20 protein-coding genes are annotated in these 21,973 nt (G+C 30.6%); 2 read left to right on the top strand and 18 right to left on the bottom strand.

Annotated features, from left to right (window positions below; all coding sequences use genetic code 11):
- Window positions 1–14 precede the first annotated feature (14 nt).
- A complete protein-coding gene (locus ELQ12_RS01820; protein WP_002861692.1) occupies window positions 15–1,220 on the bottom strand; it encodes an ABC transporter permease in 1,206 nt (401 codons plus the stop codon).
- Window positions 1,217–3,805, bottom strand: coding sequence for a preprotein translocase subunit SecA (secA, locus tag ELQ12_RS01815; RefSeq protein WP_044780278.1), 2,589 nt, complete (start codon window positions 3,803–3,805; stop codon window positions 1,217–1,219). Before secA ends, ELQ12_RS01820 begins: the two co-directional genes overlap by 4 nt.
- A 100-nt stretch (window positions 3,806–3,905) precedes the next feature.
- On the opposite strand from secA, the gene lolA reads away from it, so the two are divergent.
- Complete coding sequence (gene lolA, locus ELQ12_RS01810) at window positions 3,906–4,415, top strand: LolA-like outer membrane lipoprotein chaperone (protein WP_070242963.1); 510 nt, start codon at window positions 3,906–3,908, stop codon at window positions 4,413–4,415.
- Here the strand turns inward: lolA and ELQ12_RS01805 are convergent.
- Together ELQ12_RS01805 and pif1 are read right to left on the bottom strand one after the other, a co-directional pair.
- Window positions 4,412–5,146, bottom strand: coding sequence for a hypothetical protein (locus ELQ12_RS01805; protein WP_134264543.1), 735 nt, complete (start codon window positions 5,144–5,146; stop codon window positions 4,412–4,414). The two genes, lolA and ELQ12_RS01805, sit on opposite strands and share 4 nt — an antisense overlap.
- A gap of 9 nt (window positions 5,147–5,155) precedes the next feature.
- Window positions 5,156–6,499, bottom strand: coding sequence for an ATP-dependent DNA helicase Pif1 (gene pif1 / locus ELQ12_RS01800; RefSeq protein WP_002861696.1), 1,344 nt, complete (start codon window positions 6,497–6,499; stop codon window positions 5,156–5,158).
- A gap of 48 nt (window positions 6,500–6,547) precedes the next feature.
- Here pif1 and ELQ12_RS01795 point away from each other — a divergent pair, with 48 nt between their 5' ends.
- Complete coding sequence (locus tag ELQ12_RS01795) at window positions 6,548–7,894, top strand: SH3 domain-containing C40 family peptidase (RefSeq protein WP_134264542.1); 1,347 nt, start codon at window positions 6,548–6,550, stop codon at window positions 7,892–7,894.
- An 11-nt stretch (window positions 7,895–7,905) separates the two neighbouring features.
- Here the strand turns inward: ELQ12_RS01795 and ELQ12_RS01790 are convergent, their stop codons facing one another.
- The 14 genes from ELQ12_RS01790 to rpmH all read right to left on the bottom strand — a co-directional run bounded on the left by ELQ12_RS01790 (window position 7,906) and on the right by rpmH (window position 21,889).
- On the bottom strand, window positions 7,906–8,778 hold the full coding sequence (locus tag ELQ12_RS01790) for an N-carbamoylputrescine amidohydrolase (protein ID WP_126210197.1): 873 nt from the start codon (window positions 8,776–8,778) through the stop codon (window positions 7,906–7,908).
- Window positions 8,775–9,662 carry a cation diffusion facilitator family transporter gene (locus tag ELQ12_RS01785; RefSeq protein WP_002853697.1) on the bottom strand — a complete coding sequence of 296 codons (888 nt, stop codon included), beginning with the start codon at window positions 9,660–9,662 and terminating at the stop codon, window positions 8,775–8,777. Before ELQ12_RS01785 ends, ELQ12_RS01790 begins: the two co-directional genes overlap by 4 nt.
- The gene (locus ELQ12_RS01780) at window positions 9,659–10,636 is read right to left on the bottom strand and encodes an agmatine deiminase family protein (protein WP_134264541.1); all 978 of its coding nucleotides are present in this window, start codon (window positions 10,634–10,636) and stop codon (window positions 9,659–9,661) included. Before ELQ12_RS01780 ends, ELQ12_RS01785 begins: the two co-directional genes overlap by 4 nt.
- Before the next feature lie 98 nt (window positions 10,637–10,734).
- A complete protein-coding gene (locus tag ELQ12_RS01775) occupies window positions 10,735–11,169 on the bottom strand; it encodes an META domain-containing protein (RefSeq protein ID WP_002871471.1) in 435 nt (144 codons plus the stop codon).
- Window positions 11,170–11,178: 9 nt separating this feature from the next.
- Window positions 11,179–12,771, bottom strand: coding sequence for a methyl-accepting chemotaxis protein (locus ELQ12_RS01770; protein WP_126213547.1), 1,593 nt, complete (start codon window positions 12,769–12,771; stop codon window positions 11,179–11,181).
- A gap of 98 nt (window positions 12,772–12,869) precedes the next feature.
- A complete protein-coding gene (gene purH, locus ELQ12_RS01765) occupies window positions 12,870–14,402 on the bottom strand; it encodes a bifunctional phosphoribosylaminoimidazolecarboxamide formyltransferase/IMP cyclohydrolase (protein ID WP_134264540.1) in 1,533 nt (510 codons plus the stop codon).
- A 2-nt stretch (window positions 14,403–14,404) separates the two neighbouring features.
- Window positions 14,405–15,175, bottom strand: coding sequence for a DnaJ family molecular chaperone (locus ELQ12_RS01760; RefSeq protein ID WP_002892960.1), 771 nt, complete (start codon window positions 15,173–15,175; stop codon window positions 14,405–14,407).
- Complete coding sequence (gene purL, locus ELQ12_RS01755; protein WP_134264539.1) at window positions 15,172–17,358, bottom strand: phosphoribosylformylglycinamidine synthase subunit PurL; 2,187 nt, start codon at window positions 17,356–17,358, stop codon at window positions 15,172–15,174. The genes ELQ12_RS01760 and purL overlap by 4 nt, the downstream gene beginning before the upstream one ends.
- 10 nt (window positions 17,359–17,368) lie before the next feature.
- On the bottom strand, window positions 17,369–18,697 hold the full coding sequence (mnmE, locus tag ELQ12_RS01750) for a tRNA uridine-5-carboxymethylaminomethyl(34) synthesis GTPase MnmE (RefSeq protein ID WP_134264538.1): 1,329 nt from the start codon (window positions 18,695–18,697) through the stop codon (window positions 17,369–17,371).
- Window positions 18,690–19,508, bottom strand: a complete 819-nt coding sequence (locus ELQ12_RS01745) for a Jag N-terminal domain-containing protein (RefSeq protein ID WP_070210837.1) — start codon at window positions 19,506–19,508, stop codon at window positions 18,690–18,692. The genes mnmE and ELQ12_RS01745 overlap by 8 nt, the downstream gene beginning before the upstream one ends.
- Entirely contained in the window at window positions 19,505–21,097 is a 1,593-nt protein-coding gene (yidC, locus tag ELQ12_RS01740) for a membrane protein insertase YidC (RefSeq protein ID WP_126224840.1), read from the bottom strand. Before yidC ends, ELQ12_RS01745 begins: the two co-directional genes overlap by 4 nt.
- Window positions 21,094–21,435, bottom strand: a complete 342-nt coding sequence (gene yidD, locus ELQ12_RS01735) for a membrane protein insertion efficiency factor YidD (RefSeq protein ID WP_002865962.1) — start codon at window positions 21,433–21,435, stop codon at window positions 21,094–21,096. The genes yidC and yidD overlap by 4 nt, the downstream gene beginning before the upstream one ends.
- A complete protein-coding gene (gene rnpA, locus ELQ12_RS01730) occupies window positions 21,432–21,758 on the bottom strand; it encodes a ribonuclease P protein component (RefSeq protein ID WP_002853349.1) in 327 nt (108 codons plus the stop codon). Before rnpA ends, yidD begins: the two co-directional genes overlap by 4 nt.
- Window positions 21,755–21,889, bottom strand: coding sequence for a 50S ribosomal protein L34 (gene rpmH, locus ELQ12_RS01725; protein WP_002776864.1), 135 nt, complete (start codon window positions 21,887–21,889; stop codon window positions 21,755–21,757). The genes rnpA and rpmH overlap by 4 nt, the downstream gene beginning before the upstream one ends.
- Between the last annotated feature and the right edge of the window lie 84 nt (window positions 21,890–21,973).

The following is a 21,973-nucleotide window of genomic DNA, read 5'->3' as shown; positions in this document are numbered from 1 at the left end:
TCCAAAATTACAATTTATTCATTTCTTAAAGTATCTAAAATATTAATTTGAGTTGCTTTTTTTGCAGGATAAAAAGACGATAAAGCTATGATTATTAAAGCACCTATAATGGTTAAAGAAAAATCCATTAAAGACAAATCAAGTGGTAATTTACTGGTTCCATAAACATCAGCAGGTAAAGTTACAATATCAAAATTTCCTAAAAGCCATAAAGCAAAAAATGCAAGCATCACACCCACTATCATACCGCCGCCGCCAATAAGCATGCCTAAGGCAAAAAAACTCTTTTTTACCTCATTTTTGCTTGCACCTAGGGCAAGCAAAAGTGCTATTTCACTGCGACGATTCATTACTATCATCAATAAAGAACTTACTATATTTAAACTTGCAACCAAAATAATAAGCATCAACACTATAAAAAGCGCTCTTTTCTCAAGCTCTAAGGCTGAAAAGAAATTTTTATTTTGTTCCCACCAGCCTACTACAGCATAATCGTCTTTTAAATAAGATTTAATTTTTTCAACATCCTTAAAAGCATTATCACTATATACATGAACTCCATCATAATTTGGATTTTTAGGCATTCCAAGTACTTTTTTCAATGCATCAACATCTGTATACATATAAGCTTTATCATAAAATGCAAGCCCTGAAGTAAAACGCGCTTTAACATCAAAACGTTTAGTTTGCGGTACTAAAGAAAATCCACTAGGATTAAGATTTGAAAAAATAAGTGAAAGTTTGTCATTTTTATGCAAACCAAATTCATCAATAAGTGCTGATCCTACAAGTATATCAAAACCACTTAAATTCTCATCCTTTAAAGCTTTAGCAACCACTTCGTTTATTTTTTTTTCATCATTAAAATTAACGCCAAAAAGCACACCACCTTCAAAACGATTATCTCCCTTTACAACAACTTGAGTACTTATATAAGGGCTAAATAACAAATTTGGAAATGTTTTTCTTAACTCATCTATAAATTCATCATTTACAGGAGCGTAAAATTTAGGCAAAATAGTAATAGGATAATTCATCACAAAAAAGCGTTTTTCAAATTCTTTATCAAAACCATTCATAATTGCCATAGCTACAAGCAAAACGCAAAGTCCTACACAAACTCCTAAAAAGGCCAAAAGCATAGAAAGATTGATAAAGGGTTGTTCTTTATCAAATCTTAAATATTTAAAAAGTAAATATTTTAAAACGCTTTTATTCAAGCTAAAATTCCTTGCTTAGGACCACTTTTTCCATGGCATTCTTTAAATTTTTTTCCACTTCCGCAAGGACAAGGAGCATTGCGTGGAACTTTTTTAAACTCAGCTTCGCCAAGATTATCTTCGCTTGCGCCCATTTCTACTGAGCTTTGAAGTAGCTTTTCATTTTCTTCATTGGCTTTATTTTCTAAATTTTGTACCTCTTCTTGATTAAATTGCACACTAAAAAGTAGTTTAATACTATCAAATTTAATACGATTAACTAGCTCCAAGAAAAGATTATAACTTTCTTTCTTATATTCCACAAGAGGATCTTTTTGATTGTATCCGCGAAGTCCTATTCCTGTTTTTAAAATATCCATTTGATACAAATGCTCTCTCCAAGCATTATCCAAAACTTGCAAATATAAAATACGCTCTATATTACGCAATTCTTTAATCTCAAGTCTTGACATCTTTTCGTTATAAGAATTTTCAAGAATTTGACTTAGCTTATCTTGCATTTCAATGACGCTTAAATTTTCAAAATCTTTTTCACTAATCTGAGTTGAACACTCATATAAAATTTTTGCTTTCAAATTTTCAAAATTTACATTAGAACCGCTTTCATCAAGCATATAATCATTCATTACATTTGCGCTATATTCAGCGATATTTTGAGAAATTTTAGCTCTAATATCATAGTTTTCATCTAAAAGCTCATTACGATAACGATAAATAGTTTTTCTTTGTTCATTTGCTACATCATCGTATTCTAACAAATGCTTTCTGCTTTCAAAATGTAAGCTTTCTACTTTTTTTTGCGCATTTTCAACCGCTCTTGTAACGATTCTTGACTCTATGCTTTCGCCCTCTTCTATACCTAAGCGATCCATAATGCTTTTAATACGATCCCCACCAAAAATTCTTAAAAGATTATCTTCTAAACTTAGATAAAAACGACTTATTCCAGGATCGCCCTGCCTTCCTGCACGACCACGAAGTTGATTATCAATACGGCGGCTTTCATGTCTTTCTGTACCTATGATATAAAGCCCACCCAAAGCCCTAATCTCATCATCGATTTTTATATCCACACCACGACCTGCCATATTTGTAGCGATAGTTACGGCACCTTTTTTACCTGCATCTTGGATAATCAAAGCTTCTTGCTCGTGATTTTTAGCATTTAAAACATGATGAGGGATTTTCTCTTTTACAAGCATATTGTGAAAAACTTCACTGCGTTCTATACTTGCGGTTCCTACAAGCACAGGCTGACCTTTAGCATTGGCTTTTTTAATCTCTTCAATTACGGCTTTAAATTTTTCATTTTGAGTTTTATAGATAAGATCATCTTTATCTTGTCTTTTAATAGGAATATTTGTCGGTATAGAAATAACATCTAAACTATAAATTTGAGAAAATTCAGTCGCTTCTGTTTGTGCAGTTCCTGTCATACCTGCGAGTTTATTGTACATTCTAAAATAATTTTGAAAAGTAATATCTGCTAGAGTTTGGCTTTCTTCTTGAATTTTTACATTTTCTTTAGCTTCTAAAGCTTGATGCAATCCTTCGCTAAAACGACGTCCTTCGCTTAAACGCCCTGTAAATTCATCAACGATGATAACTTCATTATTTCTTAAAACATAATGCACATCTTTTTCAAAAAGATTATGTGCCTTTAAAGCTTGATCAAGCTGATGTGCTAAGATAGCATTATCAAGACTGTATAAATTTTCTACACCAAAAAGTTTTTCAGCCTTAGCAATACCTGCTTCGGTAATCAAAACACTACGATTTTTCTCATCTACCACAAAATCACCCTCAGGTTTTGCAGGAGGTAAAACTGCTTCGCCTTTTTGCATTTGCTTAGCTACTTCATTGGCTTTAATATAACCATCTAAAGTGCGATTTGTAGGGCCGCTGATGATAAGCGGAGTTCTTGCCTCATCAATTAAAATACTATCTACTTCATCTACAATAACAAAATTATGCTCTCTTTGAACTTTTTCAACTTTTGAAAATTTCATATTATCACGCAAATAATCAAAACCAAACTCATTATTGGTTCCATAAGTAATATCGCAATCATAAGCTTGCTTGTGCTCTATGTCACTATTTTGAGAAGAAAGAATCACGCCTACGCTAAAACCTAAAAAATTATAAATCGCACTCATTTGCTCAGCATCTCTTTTGGCTAGATAATCATTCACTGTAACGACATGTACGCCTTTGCCACTCATGGCATTTAAAACTACAGGCAAGGTCGCTACAAGGGTTTTACCTTCTCCTGTTTTCATTTCTGCGATTTTTCCATCGTGTAAAACCATACCACCGATTAACTGCACATCAAAATGACGCATATTTAAAGTTCTCTTACCTGTCTCTCTGACTATAGCAAAAACATCATTTAAGATATCATTTTCGTTTTTTTCTCCGCTTAAAATTTGCTCTTTAAATTTTGCAAATTCGGCTTTTAATTCATCATCGCTTAAATTTTGATATTTGCCTTCTAAAGCATTGATTTGTGCTACACGCTTGAAGTATTTTTTAACTTCACGATCATTTTTTGTTCCAAAAACGGCTTTTAAGGTATTTAAAAACATTTTTAAACCTTTATAAATTTTTCAAACTACCATTATAACGATTATTTAATTAAAATTAGCTAGAATGATATAAAAAATATAATTTTTTTAAGGAAAATAAATGAAAAAAACATTCTTGATATTTTTTATTTTTATAGGACAACTTTTTGCCCTTGATCTTAATTTTAATACCTTTTCAAGCGATTTTATCCAAATAGTAAAATCCAAAAACTCTACACTTTCTTATTCTGGACATTTTACACTGAGTAAAGATCAAGCATATTGGAGTTATGATACTCCTAGTAAAAAAGAGATTTATATTAACAAAAATCAAGTAACCATAATAGAGCACGATCTAGAGCAAGTCATTTTCTCTCATCTTGATAACATTCCAAATCTTAATGAAATTTTCAAAAAAGCAAGTCTTATAGATAAAGATAAACTTGTAGCAAAATATGATAATATAAATTATACAATTAAACTCAATCAAGAGCAAATTCAAAGCATATCCTATAAAGATGAATTTGAAAATGATGTTATAATCAATCTAAACAATCAAATTAAAAATCCAAAAATTAATTCCGATGTTTTTAAGGCAAAAATTCCGCAAAATTATGATATAGTTCGCTAATTTTGCGTTGTATTTTCATCAAGCTTTATATCATAACCTGTTTGTGGTAAATGATAAGGCTTGCTTACGTTATTTTCTTTGAATATTTGTGGAGGATTGGCGATTAAATCTCTTTTAATTTTTTCTTCTATATCTGGAGTCATTTTAGGTGTATTTAAATTATCTATATTGATTTCTCCATTGTCATTTTTATTTTCTTCATCTGAATCTTTGAAAAGCTGTTCAACTTGCTTGGCTTCTAAATTTGGAACACTAGGAGTTGGGATCTTTTCAACACCAGGAACTTGAGTTTTAGGAACTTCTAAGTTTTCAAGTGCTTTTTTTACCTCGCTGCCCATACCTTTCTCTTTAGCCTCAGTACTTTCTAAAAAGCGTTTAAACTCCTCTAAATCAAATTTTTCCACTCCGCTTAAAGATATGATATATATATCATCTAATTTAATCTTATACTTCTTATCTAAAAATTTTTCTAAAGTTTTTTTAAAATTATTTTTTCCAATTTCTGTAAAAATATCTTCGTAAAAAAACCCTGAAATTACTGTATTTACAGCATCAATCAACTTATTTTCATTTTCTTTTAAATTATTCCCATCAAATTCCAAAGAAATTTCAACTTTTTTAAGAACATTTGCTCCACTTTTAGAATACAAATCTGTTCTTATTTTATCTATTTCAAGATTTTGAGCATTTAAACTCAAAGCCAAAAAAACACTTAAAAATATTTTTTTCATTTAATGCCTTTAAATGATTTGTTCTTGTATTTCAAGATCTAAAAAATTATGTTTTTTATAAAAATCAATCACATTAGAATCTATTTTTAAAATATTAGCAAAATAAAATCCAAAATTTATCTTTTTTGTAGAATAAATTTTTAAAGTATTTGGATTTGTAGCGCGAGAAAGAGCGACATAAAGCTGTCCATTTTCAAAAATATGATCAATATCACACACTAATTTTTCAATGCTCATACCTTGTGATTTGTGTATAGTAATAGCATAAGCTAATTTAATAGGAAACTGTGTAACACTTGCAAGAATATTAACAACAAGATCTTTACCTGATTGTTCAAGTTCTTCCATGAAAAAAGTATAAGGTTCAAGTAAAATTTTCATCCCATTATTTTTAATAATACTAATATAAATTTTCTCCTCTTCATAAAGAATATCTTCTATAATGCCTTGCTCACCATTATAATAATTCTTATCCCAATTATTTACACAAAAAATAATACGAGCACCTATTTTAATATTTAATTCTTCCAATATATTTAAGCTTCTAATCCAAGAATCAAGTTCTTCATCTTTTATTCTCTTATCTTCTTTTTTAACCTGAGCCTTAAAGCATACAAGTGGGGTCTCAAGTTTGCTTAATTTTTCTTGATTAATATTGTTTACTTTTTTATTGATACCACAAAGTAAAGTATAATCATCTTCTAAATTTTCTAATTCTTTATAATCAATTCGCAAAGATTCAAAAAAGCTTAAAATTTTTTCATCTAAAAAACCTTGTCTAATCAAAGATAAATAGTTATAAAATTCCATATTTTGTGTTCTTTTAGGTTGAGAAAGTTTAATGTTCTTAAAATTTAAATCTTGCCAAAAAAATGAAGAAAAAGCATAATAAGAATGATTAAATAAAGTTTCTTTTTTTTCTTTAATTACGGGAGGCAGTTGAAAAAAATCTCCTACAACTAAAATTTTTCCATTAAATTGAGAATTTTTAAGTCTAAAGCCTATCATTTCAAAAACACTTGCGCTAACCATGGAAATTTCATCAATAATAATAAGCTCAATCGTTTTTAAAAGCTCTTTAAGTTTTGTTAATTTTTCTTTTTGTTTTTGATTGCGATCCAATGTGCTTAATTTCATCATATCATCACAATACCCTAAACAAAAAAAGCTGTGTAAAGTAACACCGCCTATATTAAACGCCGATAGAGCACTAGAACCAAGAGCTATGGCTAATTTTTTTTGTTTTCTATAAGATTTGATAAGCTCATTTGTCAAAAAGCTTTTACCAACTCCAGCACCACCACTTAAAAAAACATTATCATAAGCTAAAATTTTTTCTAGTTTATCAAGCATTATATTTCCTTGGCTTTAATTATAACTATTTTTTCTAAAAGGTTGATTATGAAATCTTGTTTATATTTTACTTTTATAGTGCTATTTTTAACAGCTTGTTCAACAAAAAATTTAACTTCACTTCATCATGAAAATTTAGAACAAAAAAATGAAAATCAACATTATGCAAAACTTGAATACGAACAAAATGTAAGCATTTTGCCACAATTTGCTTACGATATTAATTTTGATGCAAAACGATATAAAAAATATTTCTTTAACCCTTGGCATGATTCGTTTAAAAATTACAAAGGACAAAATATTTTTTGGTCCTTTCCTTTATATTTAAATTCAAAAAATACTTATTATTTTTTCAATAAACAAATTATTCCACTTTCATGGTTTAAAAACGCTATAAATAATGCAAATATCCAAGAATTCGGTAAACTTAATCAAAAAGCTTTAATTATCCAAAATACAATCATTAAAAATCTTCCAACCCAAAGAGCTATCTTAAAAAATCCTTTTTTTGAAAATGAAGGAATTCCTTTTGACTATGCAAGCGATGGCATTTTAAATGCTGGAACCCCTGTCTTAATTTCACATTTTAGTAAAGATAAGCGTTATGCTTTTGTTTTAGGTGAAGCTGGATTTGGATTTGTTGAAAGTAAAAATTTGGAATTTTTCTCAAACGATAGAGCGAAAATCTATGAAAATCTCAACTTTATCACACCACTAAAAGAAAAATTTCCTATCTATAGCGAGGATGGTAAATTTTTCTTTGAAAGTAGAATTGGCGCTATTTATCCTTGCTACAAAGAAGATAAAAACTATTTTTATGGAAAAATAGGTTCTAAAAAATATAAAATTTCTAAAAAAGATGTATCTAAATTTCCTTTACAATTCAATGATAAAAATTTAAAAAATCAACTTTCACAAGTTTTAAATTTGCCTTATGGCTGGGGCGGTTATAATTTGGAAAGAGATTGTTCTTTACTAACTCGTGATATCTTTTCAGCTTTTGGACTTTATCTACCAAGAAATTCAGCTGCACAAAAAAATTCTTTTAAACATTTTGATATAAGCACTCTTAGCAATTCTCAAAAAAAAGATTTTTTAAACCGCTTTGGGAAAGCTTATCTTAGTTTACTTTATTTACCTGGACATATTATGCTTTATGCAGGACAAATTACAGATAATAATATTGCCATACATAATATATGGGGCTTAAGAAAAGATGCAACCCAAAGACTTCTCATAAGTTCTAGCGTCATCACTTCTTTAGAAATAGGAAAAAATGAAATTTTAGAAGATAATTTGCTTTTATCAAGACTTAAAGAAATAAGTTTTATAAATTTAAACGAACAAGAAAAAGAGCAAATAAAAAGCTATCTTGAAAATATACAAAACAAATAAGATTTATTGATTTAATCAATAAATCTTTTAGTTAAATCTGCAAAATATTCTATGCGTCTATCTCGCAAAAAAGGCCACCAACGACGCACATTTTCACTTCTTTTTTTATCTATTTCTATGATTTTTACACATTCGTTTTGAGAATCTAAAAGACAAAGTTCTTCACCTTGAGGGCCAAAAACAAAAGAATTTCCCCAAAATCTAATGCCCTCTTCTACCCCACTTACATCTTTTTCAAAACCTACTCTATTGATAGCTACTACATATAAACCATTAGCTATAGCATGTCCTTTTTGAACACCAAGCCAAGCATTGAGCTGCCTTTGTTTTTCTTCATCTTCATCCTTATCAAACCAACCAATTGCCGTGGGATAAATAAGAATCTCAGCTCCTTTTAAAGCCATAATTCTTGCTGCTTCAGGATACCACTGATCCCAACAAATAAGCACTCCAAGCTTACCTAAACTTGTATTTATAGGTTCAAAACCCAAATCTCCAGGAGTAAAATAAAATTTTTCATAAAAACAAGGATCATCAGGTATGTGCATTTTGCGATATTTACCTGCTATAGAACCATCTTTTTCAAAAACCACTGCAGTATTATGATAAAGTCCGGCACTTCGTTTTTCAAATAATGAAGCAATAAGCACTATTTGATTTTTTCTAGCTATATTTGCCCAAAATTTCACATCTTTTTCATAATCATTAGCATAGTCAAAAAAATCCACATTTTCACTTTGACAAAAATACTCACTTTGATGAAGCTCTCCTAAACAAATAAGCTCAGCTCCTTGTTTAGAGGCTTCTTCTATAAATTCGCAAGTTTTTTTTATAGTTTGTTCTTTGTTTGAGTGAAATTTTTGTTGTATTAAAGCGATTTTCATTGTCTTTGCCTTTCTTGTTCTGCATCATCATAAGGATCTAAATGAATTTGTATATCCCATTTTTCATTTTCAAACATCTTACGCACACCTTCTTCTATTTCATCTGAAATTTTATGCGCATTTAAAAGCGAAATTATAGGGCAAAAAACCAAATGCACGCTTAAATAATTACAACTTGGAGTTTTACGCGTCTTTAATTCATGATAGGAAATTATTTCAGGATTATTAGAAATCAAAGTACAAATTTTATCCACTTGTTCCTTAGGTAAAGCCTCATCCATTAAAAAAGCCAAAGCTTTTTTAATGATTTTAAAAGCAGAAAACGCCGTATAAAGACTGATCACTATCCCAAAAATAGCATCAATAATATGTAAATTTGTAAAATAAATCAAAACCAAAGCCCCTAAAGTACAAGCATTGGTTAAGCAATCTGTTTTGTAATGCAAAGCATCACTTTCTATAATCAAACTTTTGGTTTTTTTAGCTACATAATTTAAAAAAAGTACAAGAAAAAAAGTCATAATTAAAGCAAAAATCATCACATAGATGCTTGAATTTAAATCTTTAATTTCTTCTTTATAATAAATCTTTAAAATACTCTCATAAAAAATAAAAATCCCCACGCCAACTATAAAAACACCTTCTAACAAACCCATTAAAGCTTCAATTTTAGAAAAACCAAAATTATAATTTTCATTCGCCTTTTGTGAGCTTTTTTTAAGAGCTAAAAAATTAAAAGCAGAAATAGCAAAATCCATTAAAGAATCAATCGCACTTGAAAGTACTGCAACAGAACCACTTGTTAAGCCTACTATAAATTTAACCAAGGCTAAAACAATAGCACATAAACTTGCTACAAGAGTTGCTTTTTTTTGCAAACTCATCTTAAACCTTTGAAACGATTTTGACAAGAACAATGCAAAGAACCGTTTTGTCGTAAAAACACTCTTGCATCTACTCCTATAATTTTATGACTAGGTAAAGCTTTAGAAAGTCTTTTAGCTATGATTTCATCATTTTTATCCTTGTAAAAAGGCACAATTAAAGCATTATTTATAAAAACAAAATTCGCATAAGTCGCCCCCAATCTTCTTCCTTCATAGTATAAAGGCTTAGGTATAGGAAGTTCTAATAAATCAAAGCCTGTTTTTTTAAGCTCTTCTTTCATTTTTTGTAAAGGCAAATAATGCTCATCCTCTTCATCTTCACAAATACAATGCGCTATGGTATTTTTATCTATAAATCTTGCTAAGGTATCGATATGATGATCTGTATCATCACCTTTTATGAAACCATTTTCTAGCCAAATAATTTGTTTTAAGCCAAAAATTTCTTTTAATTTTGTATCAATTTGAGTTTTGTTTAGATGAGAATTTCTATTTTCATTTAAAAGACAATGAGAGCTTGTAAGCATCACATCCTCTCCATTAAAATCAATACTTCCTCCTTCTAAAATAAAATCCACCTTTTTAAGCTCCTCTTTAAATTTTTCTTTAAAAAGCTTAGAATTTACAGCATTATCAAGCTCACTTTGAAATTTATTTCCCCAAGCATTAAAAGTAAAATCAAGAGCCTTTAAACGATTATTTTCTACTATATCTATAGCTCCAAAATCACGTATCCAAGTATCATTTGTATCACATTTAAAAAACTCAACATTTTTTATATCTTTAAAATTTTCAAAATCACTCTGTTTAGGAGCTATAAGTAAAACTTTTTGAAATTCACTTACCACTTTTACAAATTCTTTATAACTTTGCAAAATTTCCTCTAAATATGGACTCCAATCGCTTTTTTCATGAGGTAAAGAAAGCATGAGGTATTCTTGCTCACTCCATTCAGGAATTGATTTTATCATTTAACTACCTTTTTTGATAATAAAATTATAATTGTATCATTTTTTGGAATTTTGTCAAATTTAAGAAGATTGCCTCGATATTTCGAGGCTTTAGTGTATTATTTAAAAAAGATTTTCATTTCATCATTACTTAAAACAAGTTTTCCATTTTCATTTGAAATTTTAAAAGTTCCTTTGAAATTTGAAAGGAAAGAATTTTCAAAATCCATTACATCCATTGGGTGACAAAGCATTTGAGTTGAAGCTACGCGATCACCTTCGATTTGCAAAGTATCTGCCTTAGTTTGGTAAGAACCAAAAAAACGATTACATCCTGAATAACCATAAAATTTATTATTTTCAAAACTAATATTTGGACTTTCCTCTGCGTTTTTTGGATCAAAAGTTTTACCATTAACTATAATTTTTTCTATTTTGAAAAGCTGGTTCTGCACAAGTTCATTATTACCTTTAGAAGTAGATGAAGTAACAGAAGTACTAGCACAACCCGCAAAAAAAGTTGCAGCTAAAGCAATTTGAAGCGTTTTTTTCATTTTATTCCTTTAAATTTGAAATTGGTTAAGTTCGCTTTCGAGATTATGACACACTATTTTTAACTCATCTGCAACTTGAAGCAGAATTTTAGAAATTTCTTCATTCTTTTCACTTACTTCGACATTTTTTTGCATACGAGAAAGTAAATTTTGTATATTCTCTTGGGAAATTTTTATTTTTTCAGTACATTGAGTTACCAAAGCCCTAGCATCTTCGTTGCATAATTTAACCTCATTAGCATCATCAACCAATAAAGTGGTGTCATCATTTAAAGCTTGTATACTTTGAGCATTTTTCTTTAATTCTGCGCTAACCTCATTAATACTTTGCAAAAGCTCTTTTGTAATTTGAGCTACATTTCCCAAAAATTCTTCACTGTTCTGAGCCAACTGCCTAACATCCTCAGCAATTACAGAAAAACCTCGTCCAAATGCACCAGCCCTAGCTGCTTCTATGCCAGCATTTAGGGATAGTAAATTGGTTTTATCTGCAATCTCATCCATCATTTGAGTTGCTTTTTGTATATTACCTGCTTGATTAACCATGTTTTCAACTTTTTTAGCCAATTCATTTTCATTTTGAGATACTGTTGATACTTTATTAGCAACATTAAACAAAGATTTAAGCATTTGCTCTAATAATAAAAAGGATTTTTCATTGGCACTATTTGCCTTATTTGACAAACTAGCAAGTTCTCCAAGTTCATTGCCAACATTTGCACCAAGTTTAAAACTTTGATCTATTTGCTTATGACTTTGTGAACTGATATCACTTAAAGAAATAGCATTTGAATTTAAAAGATTGCTTTGTTTTTCTACATTTTTTGAATTATGACTTGCACCGCTAACTGCCTTGTGAGTTTTTTCGATAAATTGATTGATATATCCACAAGCTAAAGCAATTTCATCTTGACCTTTAACTGAAATACGAGCTTTTAAATTACCACTTCCTTGAGCTAATTCTTTAGCATGATTTAAAAGCTCTAAAACAGGCTTTCCAACAACAACTTTAAGCATTAAGAGAACCACACAAAGGGTAAAAATCAAAGCAATAGTAAATATTATAATATAAGATTGACTGGTTTTACTTATATCTTTTTGAACACCTTCTAAAGAATGCGATATATCCATAACCCCTATCACACTCCCTATATTAGCATTTGCATGACAAGCAACACAACTTTCATCTGCAATCAAAGGGCGTATCAATCTTAAATGCACAACACCATTTACATTTTCTTCTAAAGCTTGAATTTTAGGATTTGAAAATTGTTCTATAATACGCTTATCATTTGAAATTTGAGGGGCTTTCATCTCAAAAAGATCTATAGTATCTTTTGAAGGATAAATTTTAATATCACTAATACCCTCTATACTTTTTGCATCTTCAATAGCTTCTTTAATTTTTTCAGGATCTCCTAAATTCATAGCCATTCTCATTGTTTGAAAAACAGAAGTACTTACGGTATCTAAATTTGCCCTGCTCATTTTATTGGCAGTATTTTTAAAATCCAAATTTAAAATCACTTGCATAACAATAAAACTTATAAGCAACACCACAAAAATTGCAGCAGAAACCTTAAATCCTATAGTTTTAAACATCACAATTTCCTAAAAATAAAATTTTTCAGAAATATTTTACACATAATTTATTTAATTTTTATTGAATTATGTGTAAAAAACATAACATTCCATTAAACTTAATGTAAGAAATGTCTTACGCCTGTGAAATAAAGCGCCATACCATACTCATTGGCTGCTTTTACCACTTCATCATCTCTTATGCTTCCGCCTGGTTCTACTATAGCTTTAACCCCTACTTTACTTGCTTCATCTATGCTATCTCTAAAAGGAAAAAAGGCTTCACTTGCTAAAACGCAACCTTGCAAATCAAGTCCCATTTCTTTAGCTTTAGCGATTGCTGCCTTTGCTGCATCGATTCTACTTGTCATACCCATACCTATAGCCACCATAGCGCCATTTTTTACGTAAACAACATTGTTTGATTTGGTAAATGCTGCTATTTTCATAGCGATTTCAAGATCTTTTAATTCTTCCCTACTTGCCTCTCTTTGACTCATAAGCTTTGCATTTTTAAGCTCATCTTCGCCTACTTCATCGCTGTTTTGATATACAAAACCCCCATCAATATGTTTAAAATCATATTTATCAAAACTGCGGATTAAAAACGGACTTTCTTGAGTGAAAATTTTAATGCGTTTTTTACCTTCAAACACGGTTAAAGCTTTTTCATCTACATTGGCTGCTATAATTACTTCTACATAAATTTCATTGATTTTATTTGCTAAAACTTCATCAAGAGTTCCATTGATTGCAACCACTCCTCCATAAGCACTGACGCTATCGCATTTTAAAGCATATATATAGCTTTGTACTAAATTTTCTTTTATAGCAAAACCGCAAGGATTTCCATGTTTTACTATAGCAATAGCTGGAGCTTTATCGAAACTACTAGCCAAATTTAAAGCTGCATTAATATCGGTTAGATTGTTAAAACTTGCTTCGCCTTTAAGGGCTTTGAAATTTGCGCTAAAAAAGGCATCAAACTCGTATAAAGCCCCTTTTTGATGTGGATTTTCTCCATATTTTGTATCAAATGCTTTTTGTCCTACTATAAATTTGCTCGCTCCAAAACCTCCGTTAAAGCGTTCATTCATATAATTTGCAATATAAGCATCGTAATTTGCTGTATGCTCATAAGCTTTTATCATCAAATTTAAACGAAAATTCTCATCATTTTGACCTTTTTTTAAAGTCTCAATCACTTTTTCATAATCAAGTGGATCGCAAAGCACCATCACATCTTTATAGTTCTTTGCTGCACTTCTTATCATCGCAGGTCCGCCTATGTCGATATTTTCTATAATTTCGTCAAAATCATCGCTCATAATGGTAGTTTTTTTAAAAGGATATAAATTTACACAAACTAGATCAATGCCTAAAATTTCATTTTCTTTTGCTTGTTTGATATGATTTTCATCGCTTCTTTTATGCAAAATCCCACCGTGAATCTTAGGGTGCAAAGTCTTCACACGCCCTTCAAAAAGCTCAGGACTCTTTGTAAAATCACTCACTTCTATAACTTTTATTCCATTTTCTTTTAAAAGCTTAAAAGTCCCGCCTGTTGAAAGAATCTCAAAACCTAAATTTTCAAGCTCTTTGCCAAATTCTACTATGCCTTCTTTATCACTCACACTAAGTAATGCTCTCATTTTTACCTTTCTAAATGTTTTTTAACTTTTTCATAAGCTTCGTTGATTTTTTGAAATTTCTCTACGCCGATTTTAAGCTCTTCTTCGCTGACATTGTTTGCGTTTAAAATATCAGGATGGTATTTTTTTGCTAAATTGCGGTATTGTTTTTTTACCGCATTTAAATCTGCATTATTTGGAAGTTCTAAAATAGCAAAAGCTTCATCAAGACTTAATTCTTTTTTAGAACTTTTTAAATTTGAAAGACTTGCAATAAAAGCATCTAATTCGCTTTTTGCTATATCAAAGGCTTTAGCGATTTGCTCTAAAATTTCACGCTTTTTAGCATTAAAATCTGCATCGATTAAAGCCATAAAAACAAGCACACGTAAGACATTAAAACGCTCATTTTTAGGTAAAGGCACTTCTTTTAAAAAATCTTTTGCTACATAAAAAGCATCGCTTAAATTTTCTTTATGTTCGTTAAAACTTGCTTTTAAAAAAGCTCTTTCTTTTTCATCTTTGGCATTTGCATCTAAAAGATCTTTGATCATTTCAGCTTCATTTTCACTTACTCTGCCATCGCTTTTTGCAATTTTTGCCAAAAGTGCGATAACATAGTAATTCATACGCCTTTTAAACTCATCCATTCTTTCTTCCATAACCCCACGAGCAAAACCCTTAGCAAAGCCTTTAGCTCCTCTTGTAGCTGAGTTTAAAAAATCCTGTTTTCCCCAAGTTTTATAATACCAGTAAAACACCAAAACAACGAGTATAATTAAAACTAAAGTCATTGGATTTGCTCTTTAAAACTTTCAAAATAAAGCTTATCAAGTTCAGCCTTGCTTAACTCAATGCTATCAAGTTTAAAATGTTTTTGGCTTGTACTCACACCTAATTTATAAGCTTTTACTCCAAATTCTTTAGCTAAATTTAAAAAAGCTTCTTCATTTTCTTTACTAAGCCCTACTATAGCACGACTTGCACTCTCATCAAAAATCATTTTTTCATCATCAAAATCACTTGTTAAATTTGCACCCACACTAGAAATAGCAAACATTTTTGCCAAAGTCATGGCAATACCCCCTATTCCTACGCTATTGGCACACTCAAGTAAAGAATTTTGATTGGCCTTATAAAGCAAATCCCAAAGTGCAAGTTCAGCTTTATAATCAAGCTCTTTAAGGCTTCCTGATACTTTTTTATCTTGGATTTTCATTACCATAGATCCACCAAATTCTCCTAAACTTTCACCCAAAAGATAAACGCTTAAATTTTCTTTTTCAAAACTAGCTTTTAAGGTTTTATTTGCATCCTCTAAAACCCCTACACTTACTATAGTAGGACTTGGATAAATACTCACACCTTCGGTTTCATTATAAAGTGAAACATTGCCACTTACTACTGGAGTATTTAACTCTTTGCAAGCTTCTTTAATACCTTCACAACCTTGTGCAAATTGCCACATCACTTCAGGATTTTGCGGATTTCCATAATTTAAACAATCACTTATTGCCAAAGGCTTAGCTCCTGTGCAAGCAACCTTTCTTCCTGCAGAAGCTACTGCTAAAGCTGCTCCTATTTTAGGATTTACATAATTTAAGCGTGAATTACATTCTATAGCCATAGCCACACTTGCACCATTTTCTTTGATACGAATAACACTAGCACCCAATCTTCCATCAGCTTTTATGGTATTGGTTTGCACGCTTGAATCAAATTGATCATAAATAAAAGCTTTATTATTAATATTTTCATTTTGAAGCATTTGTATAAAAAGCTCTTGAACACTTGATTTTAACTCAAATTTATAGTCTTTAATTTCACTTAAATATTTTGGCTCGCTTGTAGGGCGACTTAAAATCGGCGCTTTCTCACTTAAAGGCTCGATAGGAATAAGCCCTACAAGCTCATCATGCCAAAAAAGCTCCATTTTTCCTGTATTGGTAACTTCACCCATAACCACAGCATCTAAATCCCATTTTTTGAAAATTTCTATAACCTTATCTTCATAGCCTTTTTTCGCACAAATAAGCATTCTTTCTTGAGATTCGCTAAGCATTAACTCATAAGGAGTCATACCGCTTTCACGCATAGGAGTTTTATCTAAGTAAAGTTTCATACCACTGCCACTTTTTCCTGCCATTTCAAAAGAACTTGAAGTAAGCCCTGCAGCACCCATATCTTGAATACCCACAATATAATCGGTTTTAAAAAGCTCTAAACAAGCCTCCATAAGAAGTTTTTCACTGAAAGGATCGCCAATTTGCACTGTAGGACGCAAAGATTTGCTTTCTTCATTGAAGCTATCACTTGCCATAACCGCTCCACCAAGTCCATCACGCCCTGTTTTTGAACCCACATAAATCACAGGATTTCCTACACCTTCAGCCTTAGCATAAAAGATATCTTCACTTTTACAAACCCCTAAAGCAAAGGCATTAACTAAGATATTTCCATTAAAACACTCATCAAAAGCACATTCTCCACCTATAGTTGGCACACCCATGCAATTTCCATAATGAGAAATTCCATTTACCACACCTTTAACAAGGTATTTTTGATGTTTGCCGCATTTTTCATCATGAATATTGCCAAATTTTAAAGAATTTAGCCCTGCAACCACTCTTGCACCCATAGTAAAAACATCACGCAAAATTCCCCCTACTCCTGTAGCCGCACCTGCAAAAGGTTCGATAAAGCTAGGGTGATTGTGACTTTCTACCTTAAAAACTGCTGCCATACCTTGCCCGATATCAATAACCCCTGCGTTTTCTCCTGGGCCTTGAATCACCCAAGGTGCTTTAGTTGGAAAACCATTAAGATATTTTTTACTGGATTTATAAGAGCAATGCTCACTCCACATCGCAGAAATAACCCCAAGTTCTAACAGATTTGGTTCTCGTCCTAAAATTTCTAAAATTTGTGCATATTCTTCATCGCTGATTTTATGTGCTTTTATGGTTTCTTTATCCATTTTTATCCTTTCATTTTCCTAAACAAAAATTACCAAACATTTCGTCTAAAATTTCATCTCTTTGAAAATCTTTGGTAAATCTTGCAAGTTCATTAATAGCTAAATTAAGTTCAAAAGCAAAAAGTTCTAAAGAACTTTCCTCTAAAAGTCCTTTAGCTCTAAAAATCGCTTCACTTGAAATTTTACAAGCATTAATAAGATCTAAAGAACTTACCATAATACCTTCGCTATCAAAAGAATTAAGATAATTTTGCAATTCTTCTTTTAACAAAGTGATATCTTTTTGAGCACTAAGCTTGATAAAATTTTTATTTTGAGTATTTTTGAAAACATTTTCTAAATCACTTTTATTTAAAATCCAAAAGATTTTTTTATCAGTATTTGCTAATAAGTCAAAAATTTTCTCATCTTCTTTATCTTGCACTCTTGAAGCATCAAAGACTGCCAAAATAATATCTGCATCTTCTAAACTTTTTTTACTTAAAGCTACGCCGATTTGTTCTATAACATCTTTACTTTCCCTAATACCCGCTGTATCTATAATGCGTAATAAATGCGTTCCTAATTTAAAGCTCTCTTCTATAGTATCACGAGTGGTGCCTGCTATATCTGAAACAATAGCTCTTTCATAAGAAAGCAAGGCATTTAAAAGCGAAGATTTGCCTACATTTGGCTTACCTACAATAGCGATTTTAAAACCTTCTATAAGTCCTTTTTTGCTTTGAGAAAGTGTATAAATTTCTTTTAAAATTTTAGAATTTTCTTCACACATAGTAGAAATTTGTTCTAATAAATCAGAAGGTAAATCATCATCAGCATAATCAATGCTAGTTTCTACAAAAGCCAAGGTTTTAACCAAATCTGTGCGAATTTTTTCTAAAAGTTCTCCTAAGTTTCCTTGCATGTTGCGTGCTATAATTTTAGCTGCAAGTGCAGATTTTGAAAGTATGAGATCTTGTATATTTAAAGCTTTTAAAGGAGTCATTTTGCCATTTAAACACGCTTTTTTGCTAAATTCCCCTGCTAAAGCAAGTCTCGCCCCTAAACTCACAAGTTCTTCGAGTAAAACTTCACTCACACTAAATCCTCCATGAGTTTGAAACTCTACTATATCTTCTCCTGTAAAACTATAAGGGGCTTTAAAATATATCATTATAGCTTCATCGATAATTTCATTATTTTGATTAAAAAGTTTTGTAAAAGTAGCATGACGGGGGGTGAGTTTGGTTTTGTGGCTAAGCTTTAAGGCAAATTCTAAAGCCCTTTCACCGCTTAATCTTACAATAGAAATCGAACCCACACCATGAGCTGTGGCAATAGCCGCTATAGTATCACTCATCTTTTTTGAAAAAGTCGTTTATTACAACAAATCTTTGATCATTATTTTGCTTAATTCCTACATACTTATCTGGAAATTCAGCTCTTAACTGCTCTAAAGCAATTTTTATCAAAACCCCATCTAAAGGTTTGGTTTGTCCGCGTCCATGAATTTTAATTTTTTCAATCACGCTTTGTAAATAAAGCTGCATACCTTGAATTTGATTTTCTAAAAATTGAGCGATCTCAAGGCGTACTAAAAGATTATATTTTAAATTGATCCAATTATGCAAAAGATAAGAAATAGCCTTATAACGATGCGCTTCTTTGCCTATCATCAAAGCAGCATCTTCTCCATCCAATCGAATCAAAACACAATCTTCATCATACATTCTAAGTTCACTAAGCTCTATTTTAAACTGGGAGCTTTCTAAAAGTTTTACAAGCTGAATACGAATCTCATCTAAAATATCCTGAGCATTACGCACTCCTTTGCTTTCTCGATGAAAACTATCAAAAATTTCATCACTTTTTACTGTGTATTTTTCTTTTTGACTTTTATTTTTTTCATTTTTTATTTCAATCTTGTTTTCTTGTTTTGGCTCATGTGTTTCTAGTTTGTGATTTTTTGAACTTGTAAATTCTTTTTTAGGATTTTTTTTCAAAATCCTTTTTTTTGCTTTAGCCTCTATAATTGCCTTTTTTCTTCCAAATCCAAAAAAACCTTTTCTTGGATGCTGAATAATCTCATATTCTAAGTCCATAACAGAACATTCTAAACTTCTTGAAGCTTCTGTTAAGGCACTTTGAAGATCAATGGCTTCGATTTTCATTTTTCATGCTCCGCTTGTTTTTTGTGATGTTCTTTAGCAAATATTTTATTGATAACCCATTGTTGAACCAAAGAACAAAGGTTATTTACAAACCAATAAAGCGTAAGTCCCGCTGGGAAAGTGATAAAGAAAAAAGTAAAAATCACTGGTAAAAATTTCATAATCTTAGCTTGCATAGGATCTTGTATAGTCATAGGTGTAATAAGCTGTTGTAAAAACATCGTTGCACCCATTAAAATAGGCAAAATAAAATAAGGATCCATTACCGATAAATCATGTATCCAAAACGCCCAAGGAGCTGCTTTTAGCTCAATAGCATTAAGCAAAACGCGATAAATAGCAAAGAAAATAGGAATTTGTAAAAGTATAGGCAAACAACCACTCATAGGATTTGCACCATGTTTTTTATAAAGCTCCATCATATGCATATTCATTTTTTGTGGATCGCCTTTATAACGCTCTCTAATATCTTTCATTTTAGGAGCAAGATCTTTAAGTTTATTCATAGAAATCATAGACTTATAAGTTAGTGGGAATAAAATAATACGCACAATTAAAGTCATCACAACGATAGCCCAACCCCAATTTCCTATATACTGATGCAAGAAATTCAAAAACTCAAACATAGGCTTAGCAATAAAAGTAAACCAACCATATTCAACAACTGCTTCAAGGCGTGGATCTATACTTCTTAAAATCACATGTTCTTTAGAACCTATATAACCCCCTGCTTTAAATTCATTATCACTATAAGCAAAAACTATAGGGTTTTTATTAGCATCCTTGCTGATTGCCACATTTAAAGGTTTATCAAAATTATAAAAGAAAGTTGCATAGTATCTATCAAAAGCCGAAGTCATTACGACATTATTAGCACTTTCATCCTTCTCTACATCTCCATCTTTATAAGTTTCGATGGTTTCTTTATTATCCATTACCAAAGCACCATGAACTGTATAACTATCTACGGCAATATTTGGACGATATCCTGGACTTATAAAATAATTTGCATTTTTGCTGAGTTTAACTTCTATCTCATAATTTCCTTTTGGATAAAAAGTAATATCTTTTTCGATTTTCAATCCGGAAAGATTTTGAGTGAGTTTTAAAACTTGACTTCCATTTTCATCAACAAAAAGATTGCTAGAGTTAGCAATATAAGGAAATTTAAAAGCCTCTGAGTTAATACTTGGATCACTAAAACGCATTTCTAAAGGATAAGGACTATTTTCCTTGCTAACAAGATTTATAAATTCCCCTTTCTCATTTTGGTATTTTTTATCTTTTAAATAAAAAGCAGAAATTCTACCAAAAGAGTCAATTTGTGCTTCAAAATGTTTGCTTTGAACCTTAGATATCACACTATCTTGCGAAACTAAAGCCACACTTGGAGTATTTGTGGTGGTATTTTGTATATTAGGAGTGTTATTTATGCTTGTGTTTTGTTGATTTTGTTGTGTAATGTTTTGTTCTATTTTTAAAGGTTGCTTTGGAATGAAAAAATAATCATAAACAACAAAAAATAAAAAAGAAATCACAACAGCCAAAAGTATACGCTTTTGCTGAAAAATATTATTTGAATTATTCACTGATTTGTCCTTTTAAAGATGATTTTTATAAGATAAAAACTTTTATTTTTATAAGGTATGTATAAAAAACAAAGTTGTTTTTTTGCTAAAAATATAGGCTTAAAACATAAATTCATAGGATAAAAATTTTTAGAAACTCTAGGATAATCAAATCCCCCTTTAAAAAAAGGGTTACATCTTAAAATTCTAAAAAAAGTAGAAAAAAAAGCTAGAAAAAAATTCTTTTTTTGAAACTGCCAAAGTGCATACTCAGAACAACTAGGATAATACCTACAAGCAGCGGGTTTTAAAGGGCTTAAGAATTTCTGATAAAAACGGAGTATTTTTAGGCATATCATTTGAAACATTCTAGTTTTTTCAATCCCCATTTTAGATTTTTTTCTAACCTAGAAAAAGAAAGTTCAGTGATTTCATTTTTAGCTACAAAAATATATTTGCCATCTTGAAGATATCTTTCAAACTTAGCAAACAAAGCCCTTAAAATTCGTTTTGAACGATTTCTAACCACTGCTTTTCCAACTTTTTTACTAGCAACAACTGCTATTTTTTTTTCATAACTATTCAGATAAAAAATGATCACACCTTCGCAATGCCATTTTTTACCTACTTTATATACAGATGAAAATTCCTCGTTTGTGCTAAATTTATCAAAATTTTTCACACAGCAAGTCTTTTTCTACCTTTAGCGCGTCTTGCATTGATCACCTTGCGACCATTTTTAGTTTTCATACGAACACGGAAACCATGAGTGCGTTTTCTTGGAGTGCCATGCGGCTGATAAGTTCTTTTCATTTGATTTTTCCTTAAAAAATTATAAAATAAACTTGTATTTTATCTTAATCTTACTTATAAATTGCTTTTGATTAAGAGTAATTT

This window comes from Campylobacter sp. US25a (assembly GCF_004379075.1).
Lineage (GTDB): Bacteria > Campylobacterota > Campylobacteria > Campylobacterales > Campylobacteraceae > Campylobacter_D > Campylobacter_D jejuni.
The sequence above is the reverse complement of the archived record's forward strand: the minus strand, read 5'-3'. Positions and strand labels throughout refer to the sequence as shown.